Source organism: Halomonas sp. PAMB 3264 (assembly GCF_031954245.1).
GTDB lineage: Bacteria > Pseudomonadota > Gammaproteobacteria > Pseudomonadales > Halomonadaceae > Vreelandella.
Genome location: NZ_CP134866.1, coordinates 1603366 through 1625516 on the forward strand (window position 1 = coordinate 1603366; position 22151 = coordinate 1625516).

27 protein-coding genes are annotated in these 22151 nt (G+C 61.9%); 15 read left to right on the top strand and 12 right to left on the bottom strand.

Annotated elements, in window-relative coordinates; translation table 11 throughout:
• Positions 1–59: 59 nt before the first annotated feature.
• From RN347_RS07085 to RN347_RS07110, 6 genes are all read right to left on the bottom strand, one after another.
• On the bottom strand, positions 60–1472 hold the full coding sequence (locus tag RN347_RS07085; protein ID WP_311960676.1) for an RNA polymerase factor sigma-54: 1413 nt from the start codon (positions 1470–1472) through the stop codon (positions 60–62).
• 105 nt (positions 1473–1577) lie between these two features.
• Entirely contained in the window at positions 1578–2303 is a 726-nt protein-coding gene (gene lptB / locus RN347_RS07090; RefSeq protein WP_263587325.1) for an LPS export ABC transporter ATP-binding protein, read from the bottom strand.
• A gap of 34 nt (positions 2304–2337) precedes the next feature.
• Positions 2338–2829: a lipopolysaccharide transport periplasmic protein LptA gene (gene lptA / locus RN347_RS07095; protein WP_263584314.1), complete on the bottom strand. Its 492-nt coding sequence runs from the start codon at positions 2827–2829 to the stop codon at positions 2338–2340.
• A gap of 2 nt (positions 2830–2831) precedes the next feature.
• Positions 2832–3470, bottom strand: coding sequence for an LPS export ABC transporter periplasmic protein LptC (gene lptC, locus RN347_RS07100; protein ID WP_311960677.1), 639 nt, complete (start codon positions 3468–3470; stop codon positions 2832–2834).
• 121 nt (positions 3471–3591) lie between these two features.
• Entirely contained in the window at positions 3592–4122 is a 531-nt protein-coding gene (locus RN347_RS07105) for an HAD family hydrolase (RefSeq protein WP_263584312.1), read from the bottom strand.
• A gap of 36 nt (positions 4123–4158) precedes the next feature.
• Positions 4159–5145 (bottom strand): KpsF/GutQ family sugar-phosphate isomerase, encoded by a 987-nt coding sequence (locus RN347_RS07110; RefSeq protein ID WP_311960678.1) that lies wholly within the window; start codon positions 5143–5145, stop codon positions 4159–4161.
• Positions 5146–5417: 272 nt separating this feature from the next.
• Here RN347_RS07110 and RN347_RS07115 point away from each other — a divergent pair, with 272 nt between their 5' ends.
• From RN347_RS07115 to hisD, 9 genes are all read left to right on the top strand, one after another.
• Complete coding sequence (locus tag RN347_RS07115) at positions 5418–6239, top strand: ABC transporter ATP-binding protein (RefSeq protein WP_263584310.1); 822 nt, start codon at positions 5418–5420, stop codon at positions 6237–6239.
• Complete coding sequence (gene mlaE / locus RN347_RS07120) at positions 6239–7039, top strand: lipid asymmetry maintenance ABC transporter permease subunit MlaE (RefSeq protein ID WP_311960679.1); 801 nt, start codon at positions 6239–6241, stop codon at positions 7037–7039. Before RN347_RS07115 ends, mlaE begins: the two co-directional genes overlap by 1 nt.
• Before the next feature lie 15 nt (positions 7040–7054).
• Positions 7055–7519, top strand: coding sequence for an outer membrane lipid asymmetry maintenance protein MlaD (mlaD, locus tag RN347_RS07125; protein WP_311960680.1), 465 nt, complete (start codon positions 7055–7057; stop codon positions 7517–7519).
• 77 nt (positions 7520–7596) lie between these two features.
• Positions 7597–8256: a phospholipid-binding protein MlaC gene (locus RN347_RS07130; RefSeq protein WP_263584307.1), complete on the top strand. Its 660-nt coding sequence runs from the start codon at positions 7597–7599 to the stop codon at positions 8254–8256.
• Positions 8253–8591 carry a lipid asymmetry maintenance protein MlaB gene (locus RN347_RS07135; protein WP_263584306.1) on the top strand — a complete coding sequence of 113 codons (339 nt, stop codon included), beginning with the start codon at positions 8253–8255 and terminating at the stop codon, positions 8589–8591. Before RN347_RS07130 ends, RN347_RS07135 begins: the two co-directional genes overlap by 4 nt.
• Before the next feature lie 103 nt (positions 8592–8694).
• On the top strand, positions 8695–8946 hold the full coding sequence (locus RN347_RS07140; protein WP_263584305.1) for a BolA family protein: 252 nt from the start codon (positions 8695–8697) through the stop codon (positions 8944–8946).
• A gap of 10 nt (positions 8947–8956) precedes the next feature.
• A complete protein-coding gene (gene murA, locus RN347_RS07145; RefSeq protein ID WP_263584304.1) occupies positions 8957–10219 on the top strand; it encodes a UDP-N-acetylglucosamine 1-carboxyvinyltransferase in 1263 nt (420 codons plus the stop codon).
• A gap of 27 nt (positions 10220–10246) precedes the next feature.
• The gene (hisG, locus tag RN347_RS07150; protein ID WP_252107526.1) at positions 10247–10903 is read left to right on the top strand and encodes an ATP phosphoribosyltransferase; all 657 of its coding nucleotides are present in this window, start codon (positions 10247–10249) and stop codon (positions 10901–10903) included.
• Positions 10904–10913: 10 nt separating this feature from the next.
• A complete protein-coding gene (gene hisD, locus RN347_RS07155; RefSeq protein WP_311960681.1) occupies positions 10914–12227 on the top strand; it encodes a histidinol dehydrogenase in 1314 nt (437 codons plus the stop codon).
• Between the two features lie 54 nt (positions 12228–12281).
• Here hisD and RN347_RS07160 read toward each other — a convergent pair whose 3' ends face one another.
• Positions 12282–13523, bottom strand: coding sequence for a Do family serine endopeptidase (locus RN347_RS07160; RefSeq protein ID WP_311960682.1), 1242 nt, complete (start codon positions 13521–13523; stop codon positions 12282–12284).
• 216 nt (positions 13524–13739) lie between these two features.
• On the opposite strand from RN347_RS07160, the gene RN347_RS07165 reads away from it, so the two are divergent.
• On the top strand, positions 13740–14501 hold the full coding sequence (locus tag RN347_RS07165; RefSeq protein ID WP_311960683.1) for a Nif3-like dinuclear metal center hexameric protein: 762 nt from the start codon (positions 13740–13742) through the stop codon (positions 14499–14501).
• A gap of 70 nt (positions 14502–14571) precedes the next feature.
• Here the strand turns inward: RN347_RS07165 and RN347_RS07170 are convergent, their stop codons facing one another.
• Complete coding sequence (locus RN347_RS07170; protein ID WP_263584300.1) at positions 14572–15087, bottom strand: YhcB family protein; 516 nt, start codon at positions 15085–15087, stop codon at positions 14572–14574.
• Positions 15088–15307: 220 nt separating this feature from the next.
• Here RN347_RS07170 and zapE point away from each other — a divergent pair, with 220 nt between their 5' ends.
• The 5 genes from zapE to RN347_RS07195 all read left to right on the top strand — a co-directional run bounded on the left by zapE (position 15308) and on the right by RN347_RS07195 (position 18904).
• Complete coding sequence (gene zapE / locus RN347_RS07175; protein ID WP_263584299.1) at positions 15308–16489, top strand: cell division protein ZapE; 1182 nt, start codon at positions 15308–15310, stop codon at positions 16487–16489.
• 227 nt (positions 16490–16716) lie between these two features.
• Positions 16717–17145: a 50S ribosomal protein L13 gene (rplM, locus tag RN347_RS07180; RefSeq protein ID WP_252107532.1), complete on the top strand. Its 429-nt coding sequence runs from the start codon at positions 16717–16719 to the stop codon at positions 17143–17145.
• Between the two features lie 13 nt (positions 17146–17158).
• Entirely contained in the window at positions 17159–17548 is a 390-nt protein-coding gene (gene rpsI / locus RN347_RS07185; protein WP_252107534.1) for a 30S ribosomal protein S9, read from the top strand.
• Between the two features lie 204 nt (positions 17549–17752).
• Entirely contained in the window at positions 17753–18379 is a 627-nt protein-coding gene (sspA, locus tag RN347_RS07190) for a stringent starvation protein SspA (protein ID WP_263584298.1), read from the top strand.
• 48 nt (positions 18380–18427) lie between these two features.
• Complete coding sequence (locus RN347_RS07195; RefSeq protein ID WP_263584297.1) at positions 18428–18904, top strand: ClpXP protease specificity-enhancing factor; 477 nt, start codon at positions 18428–18430, stop codon at positions 18902–18904.
• Positions 18905–19002: 98 nt separating this feature from the next.
• On the opposite strand, the gene RN347_RS07200 is transcribed toward RN347_RS07195, so the two are convergent.
• Genes RN347_RS07200 through RN347_RS07215 form a run of 4 tightly spaced genes read right to left on the bottom strand, consistent with a single transcriptional unit; the run spans position 19003 to position 22100 of the window.
• Entirely contained in the window at positions 19003–19575 is a 573-nt protein-coding gene (locus RN347_RS07200) for a BON domain-containing protein (protein WP_263584296.1), read from the bottom strand.
• Positions 19576–19623: 48 nt separating this feature from the next.
• Positions 19624–20217, bottom strand: a complete 594-nt coding sequence (locus RN347_RS07205) for a phosphoheptose isomerase (RefSeq protein ID WP_252107541.1) — start codon at positions 20215–20217, stop codon at positions 19624–19626.
• Positions 20218–20236: 19 nt separating this feature from the next.
• Positions 20237–20608 carry a YraN family protein gene (locus RN347_RS07210; protein ID WP_263584295.1) on the bottom strand — a complete coding sequence of 124 codons (372 nt, stop codon included), beginning with the start codon at positions 20606–20608 and terminating at the stop codon, positions 20237–20239.
• The gene (locus RN347_RS07215; protein ID WP_311960684.1) at positions 20598–22100 is read right to left on the bottom strand and encodes a penicillin-binding protein activator; all 1503 of its coding nucleotides are present in this window, start codon (positions 22098–22100) and stop codon (positions 20598–20600) included. Before RN347_RS07215 ends, RN347_RS07210 begins: the two co-directional genes overlap by 11 nt.
• Between the last annotated feature and the right edge of the window lie 51 nt (positions 22101–22151).

The window sequence follows — 22151 nt, forward strand, 5'->3', positions numbered from 1 at the left end:
TGTCCTTCGATTGTAACCCTTTTTCCGCCATTGCAAAGCCCTGCCGGCAAGTTTCCCGTTTAACGTAAACGGCGCCGCTCGCTGGAGGAGGGAATGCCCATCGCTTCGCGGTATTTGGCCACGGTGCGCCTGGCCACGTTGATGCCGTTGGCCTCGAGTAGCGTGACCAAATGGCTGTCCGATAGCGGCTTGCCTGGCGTTTCGTCTTGAATCAGTTTTTTGAGCCGGGCGCGGATCGCGGTGCTGGAGTGGCTGTCGCCGCCATCCTGACCGCTCACCTGGCTCGAGAAAAAGTACTTGAGCTCGAATACGCCGCGGGGCGTGTGAATATATTTTTGCGTCGTGACCCGCGAGATCGTCGACTCGTGCATCTCCACCGCTTCGGCGATATCGGCGAGAATCAACGGTTTCATCGCTTCTTCGCCGCGCTCCAGAAAACCGATCTGGCGAGCGATGATTTCGCGGCCAACGCGCAAAAGCGTGTCGTTTCGACTCGACAGGCTCTTGATCAGCCAGCGCGCCTCCTGCAGGTGTTCTTTCAAGAACTGATTGTCCTGGCTCTTGTCGGCGCGTTTGATGAGGCTGGCGTAGTCCGGCTGAACGCGAAGCTTGGGCAGCGCCTCCGGATTGAGCTCGAGATGCCAGCCTTCCTGGTCGTGACGGACCACCAGATCCGGGGTGATGTAGCTTTGGTTGGTGGCACCAAAGGCGCTGCCCGGGCGCGGGTCGAGGCTTCGAATCAGCCGGACGACGTCGTCGAGCTGCTCGTCATCGAGGCTGAGGCGGCGTTTCAACAGGCGCAGGTCGTTCTTGCCCAGCGCTTCCAGAAACTGACGCACCAGGCGCCGGGCCTGCATCAGCAGCGGGGTATCGTCGGCAAGCGCTGCCAGCTGTAGCAGCAGACACTCGCGCAGATCGCGGGCGAACACGCCGGTGGGCTCGAACTGCTGCACGCGCAGCAGCACGTTTTCCACCTCCCGCTGGCTCAGGCCGTCCAGGCCCTGGGCCTTGAGGCCTTCGCGAATGTCGTTAAGCGGCTGGGTCAGGTAGCCGTTGGCATCCAGCGCGTCGATCAGGCTTTCGGCAATGGCATGGTCTCGTGGGCTGGTATCCGTCATCGCCAACTGCCACAACAGATGCCCCTGAAGGCTTTGGCCAGCGGCCTGGCGCTCGAAATCCGGGCCTTCGCCGCTGCCACCGGCGGCCATGTCCTGGTAGGTGTCGGACCATTCGCTGTCGGTGGCAAGCTCCTGGGGGATGCTCTCTTCCCACTCGGTTTCTGGCGTCTCCTGGGTTTTCTCTTCGCCGAATTCGTCTTCCTGCTCTAAAAGCGGGTTGGCGTCGAGCGCCTGCTGGATCTCCTGGCGCAGGTCCAACGTCGAGAGCTGCAGCAGGGCGATCGCCTGCTGCAGCTGCGGTGTCATGGTCAGCTGCGTACCGACGCGCAGCTGTAGAGAAGCTTTCATGACCATCGAAGAACCACTCGTTACTCGTAAAGCTCCACACTAGAGCGAGACGGGGTTCGACGCAAGTGCAATAAATATGCCACTACCCGGAAATTTATGGTTGTCACCGGGTTAGAGACGAAAATCTGCGCCCAGATAGACCTCGCGCACCTTTTGATCGCCAAGGATGGCGTCGGCGTCGCCACTTGCGATGATATGGCCGTCGCCGACGATATAGGCAATGTCGCAGATATCCAGCGTTTCCCGGACGTTGTGGTCGGTGATCAACACGCCGATATGGCGCGCCTTGAGCGCAAGGATGATCGACTTGATCTCGCCGACGGAAATTGGATCCACCCCGGCGAAGGGTTCGTCGAGCAGGATGAAGGCCGGGTCAGTGGCCAGCGACCGGGCGATTTCCACGCGGCGGCGCTCGCCACCGGAGAGGCTCATCCCCAGGTTGTCGCGAATGTGGGTGATGTGAAAATCTTCCAGCAGCTGCTCCAGGCGCGCCTGGCGGGCAGGGCGGTCCAGCTCCTTGCGCGTCTCCAGAATGGCCATGATGTTGTCGGCCACCGAGAGCTTTCTAAAGATCGATGCCTCCTGGGGCAGATAGCCGATGCCGGCGATGGCGCGCTCGTGCATCGGTGCCCGGGTCAAATCCAGCTCGTCGATACCTACGCTTCCGGCATCCGCCTTGACCAGCCCCACGATCATGTAAAACGAGGTCGTCTTGCCCGCCCCGTTAGGGCCAAGCAGGCCCACGACGCTGCCCTGGGTGATCTCCAGATTGATATCCTTGACCACCCGGCGGCGCTTGTAGCTTTTGGCCAGGTGGCGGGCGTGAAGCGTCTTGATCGCTTCAGGTTGGGTGCTCGACACGATGACTCTCCTATTGCGCGGGCTGCAGCGTCATGCGAATGCGCTGGTTGTCACCACCGCTGACGTCGGAGCGCGCCTGAACCACTTCGCGGTCGATAAAATACTCCAGCCGCCCGCCACGAAAGCGGTCGCTGCGCTGGGTGAGCTCGGCCTGATCGATCAGCTCGACCCGGCGCTCGCTGACATGATAAACGATGCGTCGCGCCCAGCCCTCCATGGGCGCCGGCTCATTTTCGAGCTGGTTGCGAAGATAGGCGCGCTCGCCGGTGGCGGTCGCCTGGGAGAGCTCGCCGGCATCGTTGCGCGTGATTTCAACGCGGTCGCCGCGAATCTGCATCTCGCCCTGGCGAATGTTGACGTTGCCGGAATAGACCGCGGTGCCCGCACGCTGGTCGAGGTCGAGCCGGTCGGCTTCCACTTCGACGGGCGCCTGGCTGGTTTGCGCCTGGGCGGTCAGCGGCAGCGCCAGGCTCAGCAGTGCGATTCGTAAATAAGCGTGCATAACTACTCCTGCAAGGTGGAATCCGAAACGGTAGGGTCCTGGGGTGTCGGGTCGGCGGCTTGTTGCGCTTGAACCGGCGGATGCGTGCCGCGCACGTTGTCGCTCAGGCGTACCTGGCTTTCATCGAGCCAGACGTCCATGCGCTCGGCACTCATACGTTGGGGCGGCTGCTGCAAAAGTGCGGGCGCCTCGGTATAGGCGTGGCGCTCGAGACCCTCGTAGTGTAGGCGCTCGGTATCGAGCTGCCAGCCCTCGTCCGGGGCGAGCAGCCGGGCGTTGCCTTCCAGGATCAGTGTCTGGCGCTCGTTTTGCAGCGTGCCATGATCGGCGCTGGCAAGCCATTGACGCTGCTCACTGTCGTAAAGCGTTGCCCGCGGCGCCTCGATTTCGGTCAGCGCGCGCTGGGGCGTATGCACCAGCCGCGGCGTATCGAGGCGCTGAGAGACCCCGCCGGTGTCGTTGAAAAGCGTAAGCCCTGCATTCTCGAGCACGTGGCCGGGCTCTTCGCGCTGTACGTCCGGGTCGACCGCGACCGTCGCCGGGCCGCCCGGGTCCAGCCACACAAGCCAGGCGCCCAGGGCGATGACCAGGGCGGGAAGCCAAAGGCGTTTTTTGATCCGTCTTGCCGTCGAGCCCGGCATCGTGTCACCTCGGGGTCGGTTCAAGGGCGGCTTTCGTCGAGGAGAGCCGGTGAGTCTTGCGCGCGATCATCGCGACCGCAAGGTTATAGACAGGTAGTCATGTTAAAGATAGGTAGTCATGTTAAAGATAGGTATCCATCACCGCGTCCCAGTGGCCCTGGGTCATCAGCAGCGTGTCGCAAATTTCGCGCACCGCGCCGTGGCCGCCGAGCGCATCGGTGATCCAGTCGGCGTGGGTGTGCATATAGTCCGGGGCGTTGGGGACGGTGATGCCGACGCCTGCGCGCTTGATGCACTTGAGATCCGGCAGATCGTCACCGCAGTAGGCCACCTGATCGAGATCCAGTGATAGCCGCGAGCAGAGCGCTTTAAGCGTGGCGAGCTTGTCCTCGACCCCCTGGTGGACGTGGGTAATGCCGAGGGCGGCGGCGCGCTGGCTGACCATGGGAGAGTCGCGGCCGGTAATCAGCGCAACGTGAAAGCCGGCGCGTTTGAGCAGTTTTAGCCCGTGTCCATCCTGGGTGTGAAACGCCTTGATCTCGATGCCGTCGGCCTGGAAATAGAGGCGTCCATCGGTCATGACGCCATCCACGTCGATGGCAAGCAGGCGAACGTTACGAAGGCGGTCGTTGAGAGCGTCGGGGACGGCCATGGGGACTCCGTTATCATCAAGTAAGGTAAACGTTGATCAAATCACGCCGCTAGAGAGCAGGTCGTGCATGTGTAAGGCACCGATCGGGCGCTCGTGTTCATCCACGACCGCCAGCGCCGTGATACGGCTATCTTCCATCAGGCGTACCGCTTCGGCGGCGAGCATGTTGGGCCCCACGCGCTTGCCGGGCCGTGTCATCACCTCGTCGACGCTGACTTCGCGAAGGTCGAAATGCTCGTCCAGGGTGCGGCGCAGATCGCCGTCGGTATAGACACCGGCCAGACGCCCCTGATCGTCCACCACGCAGGTAAAGCCCAGCCCCTGACGGGTGATTTCCAGCAGCGCATCGCGTAGCGGGCTTCCAAGCGCCACCGCCGGCAGGCGATCGCCGCTGTGCATCAAGTCCTTGACGCGCAAAAGCAGGCGCTTGCCAAGACTGCCGCCGGGATGCGATAGCGCGAAATCCTCGGCGGTGAAGCCTCTCGCTTCCAGCAGCGCCACCGCCAGCGCATCGCCCAGTGCAAGGGCGGCGGTGGTCGAACTGGTCGGGGCGAGATCCAGCGGGCACGCCTCGCGGGCAACGCCGCTGTTTAGATGCGCATCGGCGTGAGTGCCAAGCGTAGAGTCCGGCCGGCCGGTCATGCTGATCAAGGGCACACCCAGACGCTTTAATAACGGCAGCAGCGCTGTGACCTCGGCGGTTTCACCGGAGTTGGACAGTGCGATGACCACATCGGCGCGGGTGATCATGCCCAGATCGCCGTGGCTCGCCTCGCCCGGGTGGACGAAAAACGCCGGCGTACCGGTGCTGGCAAGCGTGGCGGCGAGTTTACCGGCGATATGGCCGGATTTCCCCATGCCGGTGACCACGACGCGCCCCTGGCAGGCGAGAATCAGGGCGCAGGCCCGGTCGAAATGTTCGTCCAGCTTCTCCTGGAGCTCGCCAATGGCGGCCTGCTCGATCGAAAGCGTGCGCAGGGCGCTTTCGCGTAAAGCGCCGGGGGTGCCGTGAAACGCGGGCATGAGGGCCTCTTGAATAAAGATGTCGTGGGACAGCGCTCTAGAATAGCATTTTGCGCTGGCGCACTGGTACGGCCATTTTTAACAAGGCGTTAGCGCCTTTGGCGTCAAGGATTTGCGCGTTGGTTAAGGCGGCGACAGGTGGCGTTAAGGTACAATGTTCGCTACTATTCGAAAACACTGTTTTTTTTGAAAGCCGGTCCTGATGAGCCCGCGTTCCTGCGTTTGCGGTTAGTTGGTCAGCTATCCGCCCCAAGAGGAGGGTTTATCCACCCATGACTCCCGCGCCCTTCATCGAAATCGAAAATCTGCATTTCTCTCGCGGTGACCACGACATCTTCCGCGGTGTGAACCTTCGTATTCCGCGCGGTCAGGTCACCGCCATCATGGGGCCAAGCGGTACGGGCAAAACGACGCTTTTAAAGCTCATGGGCGGGCAGCTCACGCCGGACCGTGGACGGATTCTGATCGACGGTCAGGACGTACACCGGCTTTCGCGCAAGGCGCTGTTTACGCTGCGAAAGCGAATGGGCATGCTGTTTCAAAGCGGAGCGCTGTTTTCGGATTTGAACGTATTCGAAAACGTCGCGTTTCCGCTGAGAGTACACACGGACCTCCCTGATGCCATGATTCGCGATCTGGTGCTAATGAAGCTGCAGGCAGTGGGGCTGCGTGGCGCCCGCGAGTTAACCCCTGCCGAGCTCTCCGGCGGAATGGCTCGGCGCGTGGCGCTGGCGCGCGCCATTGCGCTCGACCCGGAGCTGGTGCTCTATGACGAACCTTTCGTTGGTCAGGACCCGATCTCGATGGGCGTGCTGGTCCAGCTCATCAAGCGGCTCAACGAAGCGCTCGCTTTGACGTCGGTGGTAGTGTCTCACGACATCAAGGAGACGCTGAGTATTGCCGACTACCTCTATCTGATCGCCGACGGCCAGGTCGTGTCCGAAGGCACACCGGCCACCTTTGATACCAGCGACGACCCGAGGGTGAGCCAGTTCGTTCACGGCGAGCCGGACGGCCCGGTGCCGTTTCACTACCCGGCGCCGGGATTTTATAGCGACATGCTGGGCCAGACGCACCCCAAAAGGACAGGATGATGCGGTCACTACTAACGCAAGCCAGCCACCGCATCACGCGGTTCGGCCGTAAGGCGTGCGAAACCGTCGAAGCATTGGGCCGGGCCGGCGCGTTTCTCGCCCAGGCAGGCATTGGCGTTCCTTCCAGGGAAGGGTTTTCGCTGTGGCTTCGTCAGATGCACTTCGTGGGCGTGCTGTCACTGGCCATCGTGCTCGTCTCCGGGCTTTTTATCGGCATGGTGCTGGCGCTGCAGGGCTATACTATTCTGGTCGACTTCGGCGCCGAGCAGGCGCTGGGGCAAATGGTGGCACTGTCACTGCTGCGCGAGTTGGCCCCGGTCGTAGCGGCCTTGCTCTTTGCCGGACGCGCAGGCTCGGCACTGACCGCCGAAATCGGCCTGATGAAGGCGACCGAGCAGCTCACCAGCATGGAGATGATCGGGGTCGACCCGCTCAAGCGCGTGGTCGCGCCCAGACTTTGGGCCGGGTTCGTTGCACTGCCCATTTTGACCGTTGGATTCAGCGTCGTGGGCATTTACGGCGGCTATCTTGTCGGTGTCGAGTGGCTGGGCGTGTTCGAGGGCTCCTATTGGAGCAACATGCAGGCCAGCGTCTCTTTCATCGTCGATGTAGGCAACGGCATGATCAAGAGTCTGGTGTTCGCCTTGGTGGTGACCTGGATTGCGGTGTTCCAGGGGTATGACCTGGTGCCTACTTCCGAGGGGATTTCCCGCGCCACTACCCGCACCGTCGTGTACTCGTCTCTGGCGGTGTTGGGGCTCGATTTTGTACTTACCGCCGTGATGTTCGGCGGCCTTTGATAGCGGAGCACGTTGATGAAACGCAGTAAAACCATGGAGTTAGGCGTGGGTTTGTTCATGCTTGCGGGCATTGTCGGGCTGGTGTTCCTGGGCCTTCGGGTCAGCGGGCTGTCGCTGTCGGCGCCAACGCAAACCTTTCAGCTTCAAGCCAACTTTTCCAATATCGGCGGTCTAAAGCCCCGAGCCCGTGTGACCATGGCTGGCGTCACCGTTGGCCGGGTCGAATCCATCGATCTCGACACCGAGTGGTACGACGCCCGCGTCGTGCTGAGTCTGGACAGCGAGCTGGAAGGCCAGCTCTCCCAGGACTCGACCGCGGCGATTTTGACCGCAGGGCTTCTGGGCGAGCAGTACATCGGGCTTAGCGTCGGCGGTTCGCCCGAGATGCTCGAGGATGGCGGCGTGATTCGCGACACCCAGTCGGCGCTGGTGCTCGAGGAGCTCATTCAACAGTTCGTATCCAACATGGCGGGCAGCTAGCGGCTGAACCGTATAGATAGGTCAATATTCACCAGATCGACACTCACAAGACCCACACTCACAAAGAGGTAAGTGCCATGCAAGCGATCCAACACCCGCTCCGTTACTGGCTGACCGCGCTGCTGGCGGCGGTGGCCTTTGCTCTGCCGCTGACCGCAAGCGCCCAAAGCCAGTCGCCAGAGGCGATGATTCGTGACAACGTCACAAGTTTCATGTCGCGCCTGGAAGGGCGTAAGGACTACTACGCCAGCAATATCAACGAGCTCAAGGACGTCGTCGACGATACCCTCGACGAAGTGGCGGACTTTCGCTACATCGGCGCAAGCGTCATGGGCAGCTACTTCCAGAACGCTACGCCGGACCAGCGCAGCCGTTTCGCCCAGGTGTTTCGTCAAACGCTGATCGACACCTACGCCAAGGGCCTGGTCACCTACGACTATGAGGACCTGCGCGTACTCGACAACCAGCGCGGTCAGCGCTACGAGGACCAGGCCAGCGTCGATATGGAAGTCGTCGCCACCAACGGCCAGGTCTATCCGGTCAGCTACAGCCTGCGGCTTGCCAACGGCGAATGGAAGGTCGTCAACGTCATCGTTAACGGCATCAACCTGGGGCTGACGTTCCGCAACCAGTTCGACCAGGCGATGCGCCAGCAAAATCGCGACTACGATGCGGTCATTCGCAACTGGGCACCGGAAGTAGGCGTCGACGAGCTCGAGCGCGGAGGCGATGCGTGAGCCAGCTGTTGCAGCATGGCGGCGTCACTCTCAGCCATTCAAACGAGGTGCTCGTGGTTGAAGGCGACTTGACCATGAACGTGGCGGCCCGAGTGGCCGCTGCGGGCACGCAGTGGCTCGAAAACGAGGCGACCTCCCGGGTCGCCTTCGATTTATCCGGCGTACAGGTGGCCGCGAGCGTGGCGATCAGCGTGCTGCTCGAGTGGCTTCGGACCTGCCGCGAGCGCGGGCTCGATGTCGAGCGAATTACGCTTTCTGCGCCTTTGATGCGGCTCGCCGTTCTGGCCGAGCTCGACGAATTGGTTGCTCATCCTCACCACGCGCTGACCGACTAATCCCCGCCCATCGCCAAGCGCGGCGCTTTTCTTTATGATGTCGGCTCCGTTTTCGACGACCGATGTTCAATTCACCGACGTCCCCAGAGGAGTTTTCTGTCTCATGCAACCCAACGAGGTAAAAGCGCTGCTTGAATCCCGCATCGACGGATGTGACTTTCATATTCAGGGGGAAGGTTGCAACTTTCAGGTGGTTGCCGTGGGGGAAGCCTTTGAAGGGCTTTCACCGGTCAAGCGTCAGCAGCTTGTCTATCAGGCACTGAGCGACGAAATCGCCTCCGGCGCGCTGCACGCGATCAGTATCAAAACCTATACTCCGGCGCAGTGGCAAACCGCGCCGGAAAACGCCCAATAAGAGGCGGAGCATGGATAAACTCCTGATTACCGGCAACGGCCGCGCCGACGGTGAAGTGTGGGCGAGCGGCGCGAAAAACGCGGCACTCCCCATTCTTTGCGCCAGCCTTCTATCGAAAGGGCCGGTCGTGATCGGCAACCTGCCGCACCTGCAGGACATCACCACGACCCTCGAACTGCTGGGCCGCATGGGCGTTGAGCCGGTGATGGGCGAGCGTTTGAGCATTCAGCTCGACGGCTCCCAGGTCACCGAGTGCCACGCGCCGTATGAGCTGGTCAAGAAAATGCGCGCCTCGATTCTGGTGCTCGGCCCGCTGCTTGCCCACTTTGGCCAGGCCGATGTGTCGTTACCCGGCGGCTGTGCGATCGGCTCGCGCCCGGTGGATCTGCATATCCGCGGGCTGGAGGCGATGGGCGCCTCCATTCGCGTCGAAGCCGGCTACATTCGCGCAAGCGTCGATGGCCGCCTCAAGGGCGCGACCATCTACTTCGATACCGTGACCGTCACCGGTACCGAAAATCTGCTCATGGCGGCCACGCTCGCCGAAGGTAAAACGGTGCTGGAAAACGCGGCCCGCGAGCCGGAAGTGGTGGATCTGGCCGAGTGCCTGATCAAGATGGGCGCCAACATCAAGGGGCACGGCACCGACACCATCGTCATCGAAGGGGTCGAGTCGCTTCACGGCTGTGAGCACGACGTCATGCCGGATCGCATCGAAACCGGGACGTTTCTGGTCGCGGCGGCGATGACTGGCGGACGGGTGAAGGTGACGCGCACGCGGGCCGACATTCTGGAGGCGGTGCTCGCCAAGCTCGAGGAGGCGGGGGCCGATATCACCTGCGGCGAAGACTGGATCGAGCTCGACATGCACGGCAAGCGCCCGAAAGCGGTCAATATTCGCACCGCGCCGTATCCAGCGTTTCCCACCGACATGCAGGCGCAGTTCGTGGCCATGAACGCCGTGGCCGAAGGCCACTCGCGGGTGGTGGAAACCATCTTTGAAAACCGCTTCATGCACGTTCAGGAACTCAACCGCATGGGCGCCAACATCGCGCTCGAGGGCAACGCGGCGCTGATCACCGGGGTAGACCGGCTCTCTGGCGCGCCGGTGATGGCCACCGACCTTCGCGCCTCAGCCTCTCTCGTGATTGCGGCGATGATGGCCGAAGGCGAGACGTTGGTAGACCGCATCTACCATATCGATCGCGGCTACGAGTGTATCGAAGAAAAAATGCAGTTGCTGGGGGCGAAGATTCGCCGCATTCCCGGCTAGCCACGCGACCAACCACTGGCCTAATCCATGAGTAAGCAACTGATTCTGGCGCTCTCCAAGGGGCGCATTCTGGAAGAGACGCTGCCGCTTCTGGCCGACGCCGGCATTACGCCGGCGGAGGATCTCGGCAAAAGCCGCAAGCTGTTATTCGATACCAACCTGAGCGATGTCAAACTGGTCGTCATTCGCGCCACCGATGTGCCTACCTACGTCCAGCTCGGTGCGGCAGATCTGGGGATCGCCGGCAAGGACGTGCTGCTCGAACACGGCGCCGAAGGCCTTTACGAGCCTGTTGATCTCGACATTGCCCGATGCAAGCTGATGACCGCCGGTGTCACCGGGCAGGCGCCCTTGAAAGCGCGTCGCCGGGTCGCCACCAAGTTCGTCAACGTGGCCCGGCGCTACTACGCCGAGCAGGGCATTCAGGCCGAGGTGATCAAGCTTTATGGCGCCATGGAGCTTGCGCCGCTGATGAACCTCGCCGATGAGATCGTCGATATCGTCGACACCGGTAACACGCTACGCGCCAATGGTATGGAGCCGCGAGAGCTGATCGCCGAAATCAGCACGCGGCTGGTGGTCAACAAGGCTGCCATGACCATGAAGCACGATCGCATCAAACCCTTGCTTTCACGGCTGCAGGACGCGGTTTCAAAGCGCCAGGCAGCGTCTGCCCAATCCTGAGAGGTGTTCGATGAGTGATAAAGCGGCCTTGATCCACCGGCTCTCCACGGCCGACGGCGCGTTTGATGCAAGGCTCGACGCGCTGCTCGATTGGGAGGGGGTTTCCAACGAAGAGGTTCAGGCGCGGGTGAGCGCCATTCTTGCCGATGTCAAAGCGCGCGGCGATCAGGCGGTGATCGAGGCGACCAATCGCTTCGATCGCCTCAGTGTTGCCAGCATGTCCGAACTCTGCCTGACACCAGAGAGGCTCAAGGCCGCCTTCGATGGCCTGCCTTCGGATCAGCGTGAGGCGTTAAACGTCGCTGCCGAGCGCATTCGGCGCTACCACGAGCATCAAAAGCCCAGCGGCTGGCAGTATGAAGAGCCGGACGGCACGGTGTTAGGGCAAAAGGTGACGCCGCTCGATCGCGCCGGTATCTACGTGCCCGGTGGCAAGGCGGCGTACCCCTCGTCGGTGTTGATGAACGCTCTTCCCGCCCATGTGGCAGGTGTCGGCGAGATCGTCATGGTCGTGCCGACGCCGGACGGTGTGCTCAACGAGCTGGTGCTCGCGGCGGCGCATCTGGCCGGGGTGGACTACGTCTTCACCATCGGCGGCGCCCAAGCGGTAGCGGCGCTCGCATTTGGTACCGAAAGTGTGCCGCGGGTCGACAAGATCGTCGGGCCGGGCAACATTTACGTGGCCACCGCCAAGCGCGCGGTGTTTGGTCAGGTCGGCATCGACATGATTGCCGGGCCCTCGGAGATTCTCGTGGTCTCGGACGGGCAGACCGACCCGGAGTGGCTGGCGATGGATCTCTTCTCTCAGGCCGAGCACGACGAGGACGCCCAGGCGATTCTCGTTAGCTGGGACGCCGAGCACCTCGACGCCGTCGAGCGCGCCATCGAGCGGCTTTTGCCCACGCTCGAGCGCGAGGCGATCGTGCGCGCGTCGCTCGCCCGGCGCGGCGCGCTGATTTTGTGCCAAAACGAGGAAGAAGCGCTGGCGCTGGTCAATCGCGTCGCCCCCGAACACCTGGAGCTGTCGGTGGCCGAGCCCGAGCGGCTTGCCGAGCACGTGCGTCACGCCGGTGCGATCTTCATGGGCCGCTATACCGCCGAGGCGCTGGGCGACTACTGCGCCGGGCCGAATCACGTGCTGCCCACCTCGGGCACCGCGCGGTTCTCGTCGCCTTTGGGCGTGTTCGACTTCCAAAAGCGCTCGTCGATCATCCACTGCTCTGCCGAAGGCGCCTCGGCGCTTGGCAAAACGGCCTCCGTGCTTGCCCGGGGCGAGTCGCTCACCGCCCACGCCCGCTCGGCGGAATACCGTATTCGCGATTGAGCGTCGGTAAGGGCTACCCTGAGATTTTTGGCAGCGCCTGGCGCTGCCTTTTTTTCAGGACTCGGCGCGCCGGTCGAGCGTCATTTCGGTCGGCGTGGGGCGCTCGCCCACTTCCAGCGTTAATTCGATACGCTCACCGTTGCGTACCACGGTGAGCGGAAGCGTGGTGCCCGGTGCGATCGAGGCGATGTCGCTCATGGTCGCGCGGGCATCCAGAATGGCCTGGTTGTCGATGGAGAGCAGCACATCGCCGGGCTGAAGGCCCGCCTGGGCCGCCGGGCCGCCGCTCACCACGCCTGCCACGATGACGCCCTGCGGGGTGCGCAGCCCAAACGATGCCGCCAGCTCCCGCGACAGCGCCTGCGCCTCGATACCCAGCCACCCGCGAATGACCCGACCGCGCGTCACCAGCTCGTTCAAAATGCTGTGGGCCAGGTTCGCCGGAATGGCGAAGCCGATGCCCTGAGACCCGCCGGAGCGTGAAAAAATCGCCGTGTTGATGCCGACCAGGGCGCCTTCGGCGTTGACCAGCGCGCCGCCGGAGTTGCCCGGGTTGATCGCCGCGTCGGTTTGAATGAAGTCCTCGTAGGCGTTGAGCCCCAGATGGCTGCGGCCGGTGGCGCTGATGATGCCCATGGTGACCGTCTGCCCCACGCCGAAGGGATTGCCAATCGCCAGCGCCACGTCGCCCACGGCGACTTCCTGGGAGTCGCTTAGCTCGATCACCGGAAGATCGTCCAGGTCGATACGCAGTACCGCCAGATCGCTTTCCGGGTCGGTGCCGACCACGTCGGCCAGGGTTTCGCGCCCGTCGCGCAGCGCCACCTGGATCTGGTCGGCGTCGTTGATGACGTGGTGGTTGGTCAGTACGTAGCCGTCCTGACTAATGATCACCCCGGAGCCCAGGCTCGACAGCATGCGCTGGTGCGCGGTCGGGTCATCGCCGCGGAAAAACTGTTGAAAGAAGGGGTCGGACATCAGGGGGTGCTGGTCGCGCTCGACGATGCGCGACGAGTAGATGTTGACCACCGCCGGGGCGGCCTGGTCCACCGCGTCGGCGTAGCTTGCCGGGCCCTGGGTGCGGTCGAGCGGAGCGGCCTGGCGAATTTCCGGGCGCGGACGCTCTGGTGCCTCAATACTATTCTGCGAGGTCGGCACCATCGCCTGCGGCGGCGCGGGCTCGGGTGTCGATCGAAACGGGTTGGGCAGATGATTCGGAAAAACGAAGAGTAAAAACGCCGCTAAAAGGACGCCGGTCACGATAGGCCACACATAGGGCAGCACGTAGCGGTGCATGCGGTACATCCTCAGCCGTTGGCGATCACTGGGTCTCGATGGGAGCCGCGTGCCGGTTCGCGGTAACGCGGCGCGGGCTTTACACTATAACGTTTTGCAGCAACATCACGTTTTGCAGCAACATCGAGTTCTGCAATGACATAAAGCTCTGCAATAACCGTTAGGGTAACACTTTTGCCCACCTTCCTCAGTAGCTTAGCTCTAAAAGGAGACGACGTGGTTAACCGCGACCAGCTAGCCAGCGCCCTCGACCATCAGCTTCGCGCCTCGCGCTTCAAGGATTACACCGTCAACGGCCTTCAGGTGCAGGGGCGTGAGTCCATCACCCGCCTCATGACCGGCGTCACCGCAAACCAGGCACTGCTCGACGAGGCCGTGGCCTGGCAGGCCGACGCGGTGCTGGTGCATCACGGCTACTTCTGGAAAAACGAGCCGGTGGCGCTGACCGGCATGAAGTACCGGCGCATCAAGACGCTGCTCGATCACGACATCAACCTGCTGGCCTATCATTTGCCGCTGGATGCCCACGCGGATCTCGGCAACAACGTCGAGCTCGCTCGGCGGCTGGGTTGGAAGGTGGAAGGGTGTCTCGACGGCGAGCTGGGCGAGGGGCTTTTGTACGCCGGTCGGCTACCCGAGGCGCAGTCGATTCAAACGCTTGCAGCCAGCGTCGAAGCCGTACTCGAGCGTGCGCCCACGGTGATCGAAGCGCCCAACGTGGCGAGTATCGAGCGCATCGCCTGGTGTACCGGCGGCGCCCAGGACATGATCACTCAGGCGTTTGATGCGGGGGCTCAGGCGTTCGTCTCCGGCGAGATCTCCGAGCGAACCACCCACCTGGCTCGGGAGATGGGAATTCACTATCTGGCCGCTGGCCATCACGCCACCGAGCGCTACGGCGTTCAGGCGCTCGGTGAGTGGTTGGCCGACGAGTACGGGCTGACCCACCGCTTCGTGGATATCGATAACCCGGCGTGATTCTTGCGCCTTCAAACGAAAAAGCGAGGACTCGACGCCCTCGCTTTTTGGGTGGTGATGCGCCAGTCCATCAATAACGCGGCGGCTGATCCACGGCGGGTTCCTTGGCCCTGGAGTCCTTGAGGCCGTACTCTTCGGAGAGCGTACCGCCCTTGCCGTCGGCGTAGTCGCGCGGCGTTGGCGGGGTCTCTGAGGTTTGCGGAGTCTTTGACGTCGCTTCAGCCGGCGCCGGTGCGGCGGGCTTTGCAGGTTTGGCCGGGGCGGTAGTCTTGCTCGCCTGAACGGTCTCGTCGAAGGGGGCGGCCGGAGTGTGGGCGAGCTCCCACTGCTCGGTGTTGGTGTCGAGCTTGTCCTCAAGCTCATCGGCCTGATGTCGAATCGCCTCCAGGCATTGGCGAACCTCGCCAACATGGCGCCCCTGGGCCTTTTTCAGCTCGGCAATCTGATGCTCGCGCTCCAGAAGCGTTTGTTTCAGTGATGCCCGATGGCGTTCCCCTTTGCTCATGAGGCGATAGCACAAAAGGCCGATCAAAAAGCCAATGACCAGGCCGATGAGCACGAATAACAAGGGTGAGTTTGCTTCCACAGTTTTCTCCCTAAAACCAGGTTGGATCAGTTCAAGCGCAGCGCTCGCGCAAACTTCATTATAGGCGCCTGTAGGCCTTGTGGGTCAATGCGCCGATGCGCCAGGGCGTCATCGTGCGTATAATCAGCCGAATTTACAGCGCGTTGCATCGCGCTTGCCCACTACACCGCCTTGCGGCAGTTCCTTGACTGGCCGCGCTTTAAACCGGGAGAGTGTTTGAATGTCATCGAAAGCCGCCTCGGCAAAGGTTTCCGCCACGCATCCGTCCACGCCCATGGCGCGCTACAAAAGTGATCTCGAGCGCGATGATTTTCAATACGATGCCGCCCAGGAGAAAGCAGTCGAGCACCTGCAGCGCCTCTACGACGACCTGTTGGCCACCCCCTCGACCACGCCCAAGACCGTGGTCGCCAACAAGGGATTCAAGGCGCGCATGGCTGGGTTCGTCGGCAAGAAGAAAACCCCGGATGAGGCGCCGATGCCGCGGGTCAGTGGGCTCTACTTCTGGGGCGGCGTGGGGCGTGGCAAAACCTACCTGGTCGATACCTTCTATGAGGCGCTGCCGTTTTCCGAGAAGATGCGCACCCACTTTCACCGCTTCATGCAGCGGGTGCACAACGAGCTCAATCACTACAAGGGCGAGAAGAACCCGCTGGAGCTGATCGCCGGCAAGTTCGCGTCTGAAGCGCGAGTGATCTGCTTTGACGAGTTCTTCGTCAAGGACATCACCGATGCGATGATTCTGGCTAACCTGCTGGAGGCGCTGTTCAAGCGCGGCGTCGTACTGGTGGCGACCTCCAACATCGTGCCGGATGACCTCTACAAGGATGGCCTGCAGCGCGCGCGCTTTCTCCCCGCCATCGATCTGCTCAACCGCCACTGCGAGGTGGTCAACGTCGACTCCGGCGTCGATTATCGCCTGCGCGCACTACAGCGTGCCGAGATCTTTCATACCCCCTGCGACGAGGCCGCCGAAAAAGAGCTTGCGCGAAGCTTCAGGGAAATTGCCGGTCAAAGCGGAGAGGAGGGCGCGCCGCTCGAGGTCAACCACCGCGTGCTCAAAACACGCCGGCTCTATGAAGGGACCGCCTGGTTCGAGTTTCGCGAGCTTTGTGACGGCCCGCGTAGCCAGAACGACTACATCGAGCTCGCCCGGGAGTTTCACACCGTGCTGGTGTCGAACGTGCCCCAAATGAGCGCTAAAACAGAAGACCAGGCGCGGCGTTTCATCAATATGGTCGATGAGTTCTACGACCGCGGAGTAAAGCTTTTGATGTCGGCCCAGGTGTCGGTGGAGTCGCTTTACACCGATGGCAAGCTCGCTTTCGAGTTCGAGCGAACGCTCTCAAGGCTTCAGGAGATGCAGTCTCAGGAGTACCTGGCGCTGGCGCACAAGCCCTGACTTTTGGGCCCGGGCTCATGAACCAGGATTCACAAGCGCTGGCGCGGTGACGATGGTGCCCGGAGAAAAATTCGCCCGGGCGCTTAACTTGTCGCTACTGCTCATGTAGAATGCCGCCTCGCTAACCGTTACTGGCCGCGTTTGACGGGTCGTAACTAAAAAAAATAGGGATGGTGCACGGCCCTGGGCCGCGTTACCCAATACACTTTATCTGGTGAATTTCATCCATGAAGACGTTCAGTGCTAAGCCGCAGTCCGTCCAGCGCGACTGGTATGTTGTCGATGCCACGGACAAAACGCTCGGTCGTCTGGCTACCGAAATCGCTCGCCGCCTGCGTGGCAAGCATAAGCCCGAATTCACGCCTCACGTTGACACCGGCGACTACATCGTCGTGATCAACGCCGAGAAGATTCAGGTCACTGGCAAGAAAGCCACTGACAAGAATTACTACCGTCACACCGGTTACCCGGGCGGTCTGCGTTCCATGACCTTCAACCAGCTCAAGGATCATGCGCCGGAGCGTATCATCGAGTTTGCCGTCAAGGGCATGCTGCCGAAAGGTCCGCTGGGCCGCGCCATGCACTCCAAGCTCAAAGTGTACGCGGGAACCGAGCATCCCCACGCCGCCCAACAGCCGCTTGAACTGAACATTTAAGGAAATCTTCGCCATGTCACAGCAATACTACGGTACCGGGCGCCGCAAGACTTCCACCGCTCGTGTGTTCCTCAAGCCGGGTTCCGGCAACATCACCGTTAACAACCGCGCGCTTGACGAGTTCTTTGGTCGCGTTACCGGTCGTATGGTGGTTCGCCAGCCGCTCGAGCTGACCGAAACGCTGAACCAGTTCGACGTCTACGTGACTGTCGAAGGCGGCGGTGGCTCTGCCCAGGCCGGCGCCATTCGTCACGGCATCACCCGCGCGCTGATGGAGTACAACGAAGACTTCCGTCCTGCGCTGCGTGCCGCCGGCTACGTGACTCGCGATGCGCGTCAGGTCGAGCGTAAGAAAGTCGGTCTGCGTAAAGCACGTCGTCGTCCGCAGTTCTCCAAGCGTTAATTTTTTTACGCGCTTCGAAGAAAACGCCCAGGCCCTTGGCCTGGGCGTTTTTTGTGTCAGGTCGTTGCGTTGACGCCACCCGGGTCCAAACCGCGCTGAAAATGTTAAGGTGCCTTGGGCGCTTTGGGATGGCGCGGGGCCGTATCCCCCAGGCGGGCGCTGACATGTTATTATTGTCTATTGTTTTGATGCGAGGATGCTTTCATGGGTGTTGTGGCCAAGCGGTCTTCTATGATTTTTTACTCCGGTAATGACGATCATTTTAGCCATCGAGTGCGCATTGTTCTGGCTGAAAAAGGGGTCGCCGTCGACATCGTTGACGTTAGCGACGATCAGCCGCCGCAGGAATTAGCCGATCTCAACCCCTATAACAGCGTACCCACGCTTTTGGATCGCGATCTGGTGCTGTACGAGTCCAAGGTGATGATGGAGTACCTGGACGAGCGTTTCCCGCATCCGCCGCTTCTGCCCGTTTATCCGGTTGCCCGCGCTCAGAGCCGGCTCTGGATGCACCGCATCGAGCGCGAGTGGTGCCCGATGCTCGACCAGATCCGCACCGGCGGCAAGAAAGAGGCCGAGAAGGCGCGTAAGGAGCTTCGTGAAAGTCTGATCGGTATCTCGCCGATCTTCGAGGATATGCCTTTCTTCATGAGTGAAGAGTTCACCCTGGTGGACTGCTGCCTTGCACCGATCCTTTGGCGTTTGCCGGAGCTCAACATCGAGCTTCCGGAAAAGCAGGTCAAGCCGCTGATGGATTACATGGCGCGCGTATTCGAGCGCGATGCGTTCAAGGCTGCCCTGAACGAGCGCGAAAAAGAGATGCGCGCGTAAATGCTTTTGGTCCCGCTCGCGGGGCGTTATGGAAACAAGGGGAGTCTTATGAAGTCGAGCCGTCCCTATATTGCCCGGGCGCTGTACCAGTGGCTTCTGGACAACGAGCTGACCCCGCACCTGGTGGTCGATGCGACCCAGCCCGGCGTCGAGGTGCCGCGTCAATTCGTGCAAAACGGTCAGATCGTGTTGAACGTCGCCCCAACGGCGGTGCGCGATCTGTTCATGGAGAACGAGGCCATCGGCTTCAGCGCACGCTTTGGTGGCCAGCCGATGCAGGTCATGGTGCCGATTGAGGCGCTGATCGCCATTTACGCCCGTGAAAACGGCGCGGGCATGGTGTTTGGTCAGGAGCCGGAACTCGACAGCGACGATGAGGAGCTCGAAACCTCGGAGATCGATGAGAGCGAAAGCACTGGCCCGCAGCTAAGCGTCACCGGCCCTGCCGACGAAAGTCAGGGCGATGCGCCGAGTAAGGAGAAGGGCAAGGCCAAAAAGAAGCCAACGCTTCGCGTCGTCAAATAGCCGCACCCTTCGCACGAAAAAGCCCCGCACACGGTCCGTGTGCGGGGCTTTTTCGTGGCTTGTGATCGCGCCAATGATTCAGGCCTTCAAGGCGCCGATCAGTCGATGTAGTCGAATACCTTGACGATGCGCTGGATACCGCTGACGGCAGAGGCTGCATTGACGATGCGATCCGCTTCCTGGCGCGTCACCATGCCCATCAGGTAGACGCTGGCGTTCTCGGTGGTCACCTTGAGCTTCGATGAATCGATGTGCTCGTTGGTGGCCAGGTGGCTTACCACGTTGGTGGTCAGCCAGGTATCGGTCAAACGCTGGCTCGTGGGCAGGTTGGCGGCGATCGAGAGCTGGTTGTGTACCTGGTTGACGCCACGCAAGCCGCCGGTCACCTCACCCGCCATGGTGCGTAGCTCTTCGCTCGGCACCTGGCCGACCAGCAGCACCGTGCCGTTATAGCTGTGGGCGCGAATGCGCGCGTCGCCCAGACGGGCGTCCGCCTGATCGAGAGCGCGCTCGATCTGGCGCTCGATGGTGGCGTCGACCGCCTCGACGTCGTCGCTGCGCTGGGCGTAGTTGGACGGGTTGGACGCCGAGTTGTTGGCGCAGCCGGCCAGCAGCACCGCGCTGCAGGCGGTGATCAGGCAAAAGGAACGAAATGCGTTGCGAAGGGCCATCGCCGACTCCTGAAAATATGAATAAAAAAGATCGTATGAGCGGTGGGCCTAAGCGCCGCCGCCGAATAGCTGCTCGTCGATGAGATCGCACAGGCAGTGGATCGCCAGCAGATGTACCTCCTGGATGCGCGCGGTCGAGGTGGCCGGCACGCGGATTTCACAGTCGTCCTGGCCCAAAAGCGAGGCCATGTCGCCGCCGTCGCGCCCGGTCAGCGCGACCACCGCCATGTCGCGATCATGAGCCGCCTGGATCGCCTGGACGATGTTGGCAGAATTACCGCTGGTCGAAATTGCCAGCAGTATATCGCCTGGTTGGCCCAGCGCCCGAATCTGCTTGGAGAAGACTTCGTTGTAGCTATAGTCGTTGGCGATCGAGGTGAGCGTGGAGGTGTCGGTGGTCAGCGCCAGCGCCGGAAGGCTCGGGCGTTCACGCTCGAAGCGGTTTAAAAGCTCTGCCGAGAAGTGCTGGCTATCGCCGGCGCTGCCGCCATTGCCGCAGGCAAGAATCTTGCCCTCGTTGACCAGGCACTGAACCATCATTTGGCTGGCGACTTCGATGAACGGCGGCAGCACTTCGCTGGCGTAGGTTTTGGTATCAATGCTTGAATTGAAGTGGCTCAAAATTCGGGATTGAAAGTCCATGAGGGCTTCCTGGTATAAGTCAGTATGCGTCAAACGCCGCCTTCTCCCAATGAAACTCGAGAGCAGGTGGATGACCGGTGATCGCTAGAATATCAAAACGACAGGGTGTCGAGACAGCCGTGCGCGCTAAATAGAGCGACGCCGCCCGAATCAGGCGGCGCTGCTTTTGTGCCGTGATGGTTTCGAGCGGGTGGCCGCTTCGCGTCGTGGCGCGGTGCTTGACCTCGACAAATACCAGCGTGTCGCCATCTCGCATGATCAAATCGAGCTCGCCGCCCTTGATCTGGTAGTTCGCGCTGACAAGTGTCAAGCCTCGCTCTTCGAGCCACCGAGCCGCAAGCTGCTCGGTGGCGGCACCGCGACGGCGCGCGGTTTGCGGCTTATTCGTCACCCAAAAGTCCCGGCGACAGAATCGGCGCGGGGCGGCCGTTCTGGAAGCGCGCCCAGGGCAGTTCGCGGTAAATACGTCCGTCGCCGGCGATCGACAGCGTGCCGGTGCTGCCGTTGAAGCCTTGAAGGGAGGAGAGATCGGACAGGTGCGTAGCAAGCTCGAGCGCATCGACGCCCATCGCCTGAAGGCGGAACAGCGAGGCGTCGCCTTCGCCGTGAAGCGCCTGGTAGCTCGAGTAGAAGGGCAGCGCTTCGGCTCCGCCCACCGCAGCGTCCGGAATTTGCCACGGGATGTCGACGAACATCACGTCATCGAGATCCTGATTCAAGCGCCGCTCCTGGGTGCCTTCGTGCAGGTGCGAGGTGGCGTAGATCGGCAGCTTCTGAGCGTAATAGAAGTCCATCATCGGCGGCACCTGGCGGGCGTACTCGGGCAACGCGAGCAAGAATAGCCCATCGGTGTCACCCAGCTGAGCGCGACCGCCGCTGACGTTCAGTGCCGTTTCCACCGCGCTTGAGACGTCGTTGCTCGGGTTATAGCGCACGGCGTTGGGTACTTCGCCGCCCAGTTGGTGGAACTCGTTCCAGAAGGCCTCGCCCACGCGGCGGCCCCAGTCGTTGTCCGGCACCATGACCGCTACCTGGCGGCGACCGTCCTGATAGGCGCGCCGCGCTACCTGGCGGGCTTCGTCTTCAGCGGACAAGCCGTACTGGAAAAGGCCCGCGGCCTGGTTTTGTGCGCTGCTGCCGTAGTTCAGCGCCAGCGTCGGAAGCGGAACGCTCGCGCGCTGCTCGAGTTGGGTAACGTCTTCCTTGTCCAGCGGGCCGACGATCAACTGGGCGTTCATTTGCTGGGCGCGGCTGTAAAGCTCGTCCGTGGAGTACTGCGAGGAGTCGATGAAGGTCAGCTCGACGCCCTGGCCGCGAACCTTGTTGTGCTCGCGCATGGCGTTACTGATGGTGTCGGCAACGCTACTGAGTGGTCCGGACTGGGGTAGTGCGACCATGATTCGGCGAATGTCTTCGCCCTCCAGTGCCGGCAGGGTGGCCTGAACACGGCCCGGCTCGTCCATTGCCTGGCGGGCCCACTGTGCCCGCTCGCGCAGGGTTTGCTGCTCATTACCCTGCATCGGTAGCTCGTCATCCAGCACTTGCGTTGCGCGCAGTACCGCGCGTGGGTCGTCGAGTGCCCGAGCGAGTTCAGAGTAAAGCAGTGCCCAGCGTACCCGGTCGCGCTCGGACAGGCTCGCCTCGTCCACCGCAGCAGCGGCGTCGAACGCCGCTTCACGCTGGCCCTGGCCTGCCAGAATGGTGGCGGCTTCGAGCCGGCTCAGCGAGGCCTGCTCGGGGCCCTGTTGTTCGGCCTGGCTCAACAGCCGCCCGGCGTCTTCGTCGGATATGCGGTCGACACCGCCGGGCTGTTGAATGGCACAGCCGCTAATCAGTAAAGCCGTAAAGGCGGTGGCGAGCAGGCCACGGAGTGAACGTTTCATGTATGCTTCCTTGGTTTTTTCGTTGGCGCTGTTTAAAGCCGAGGACGAGTC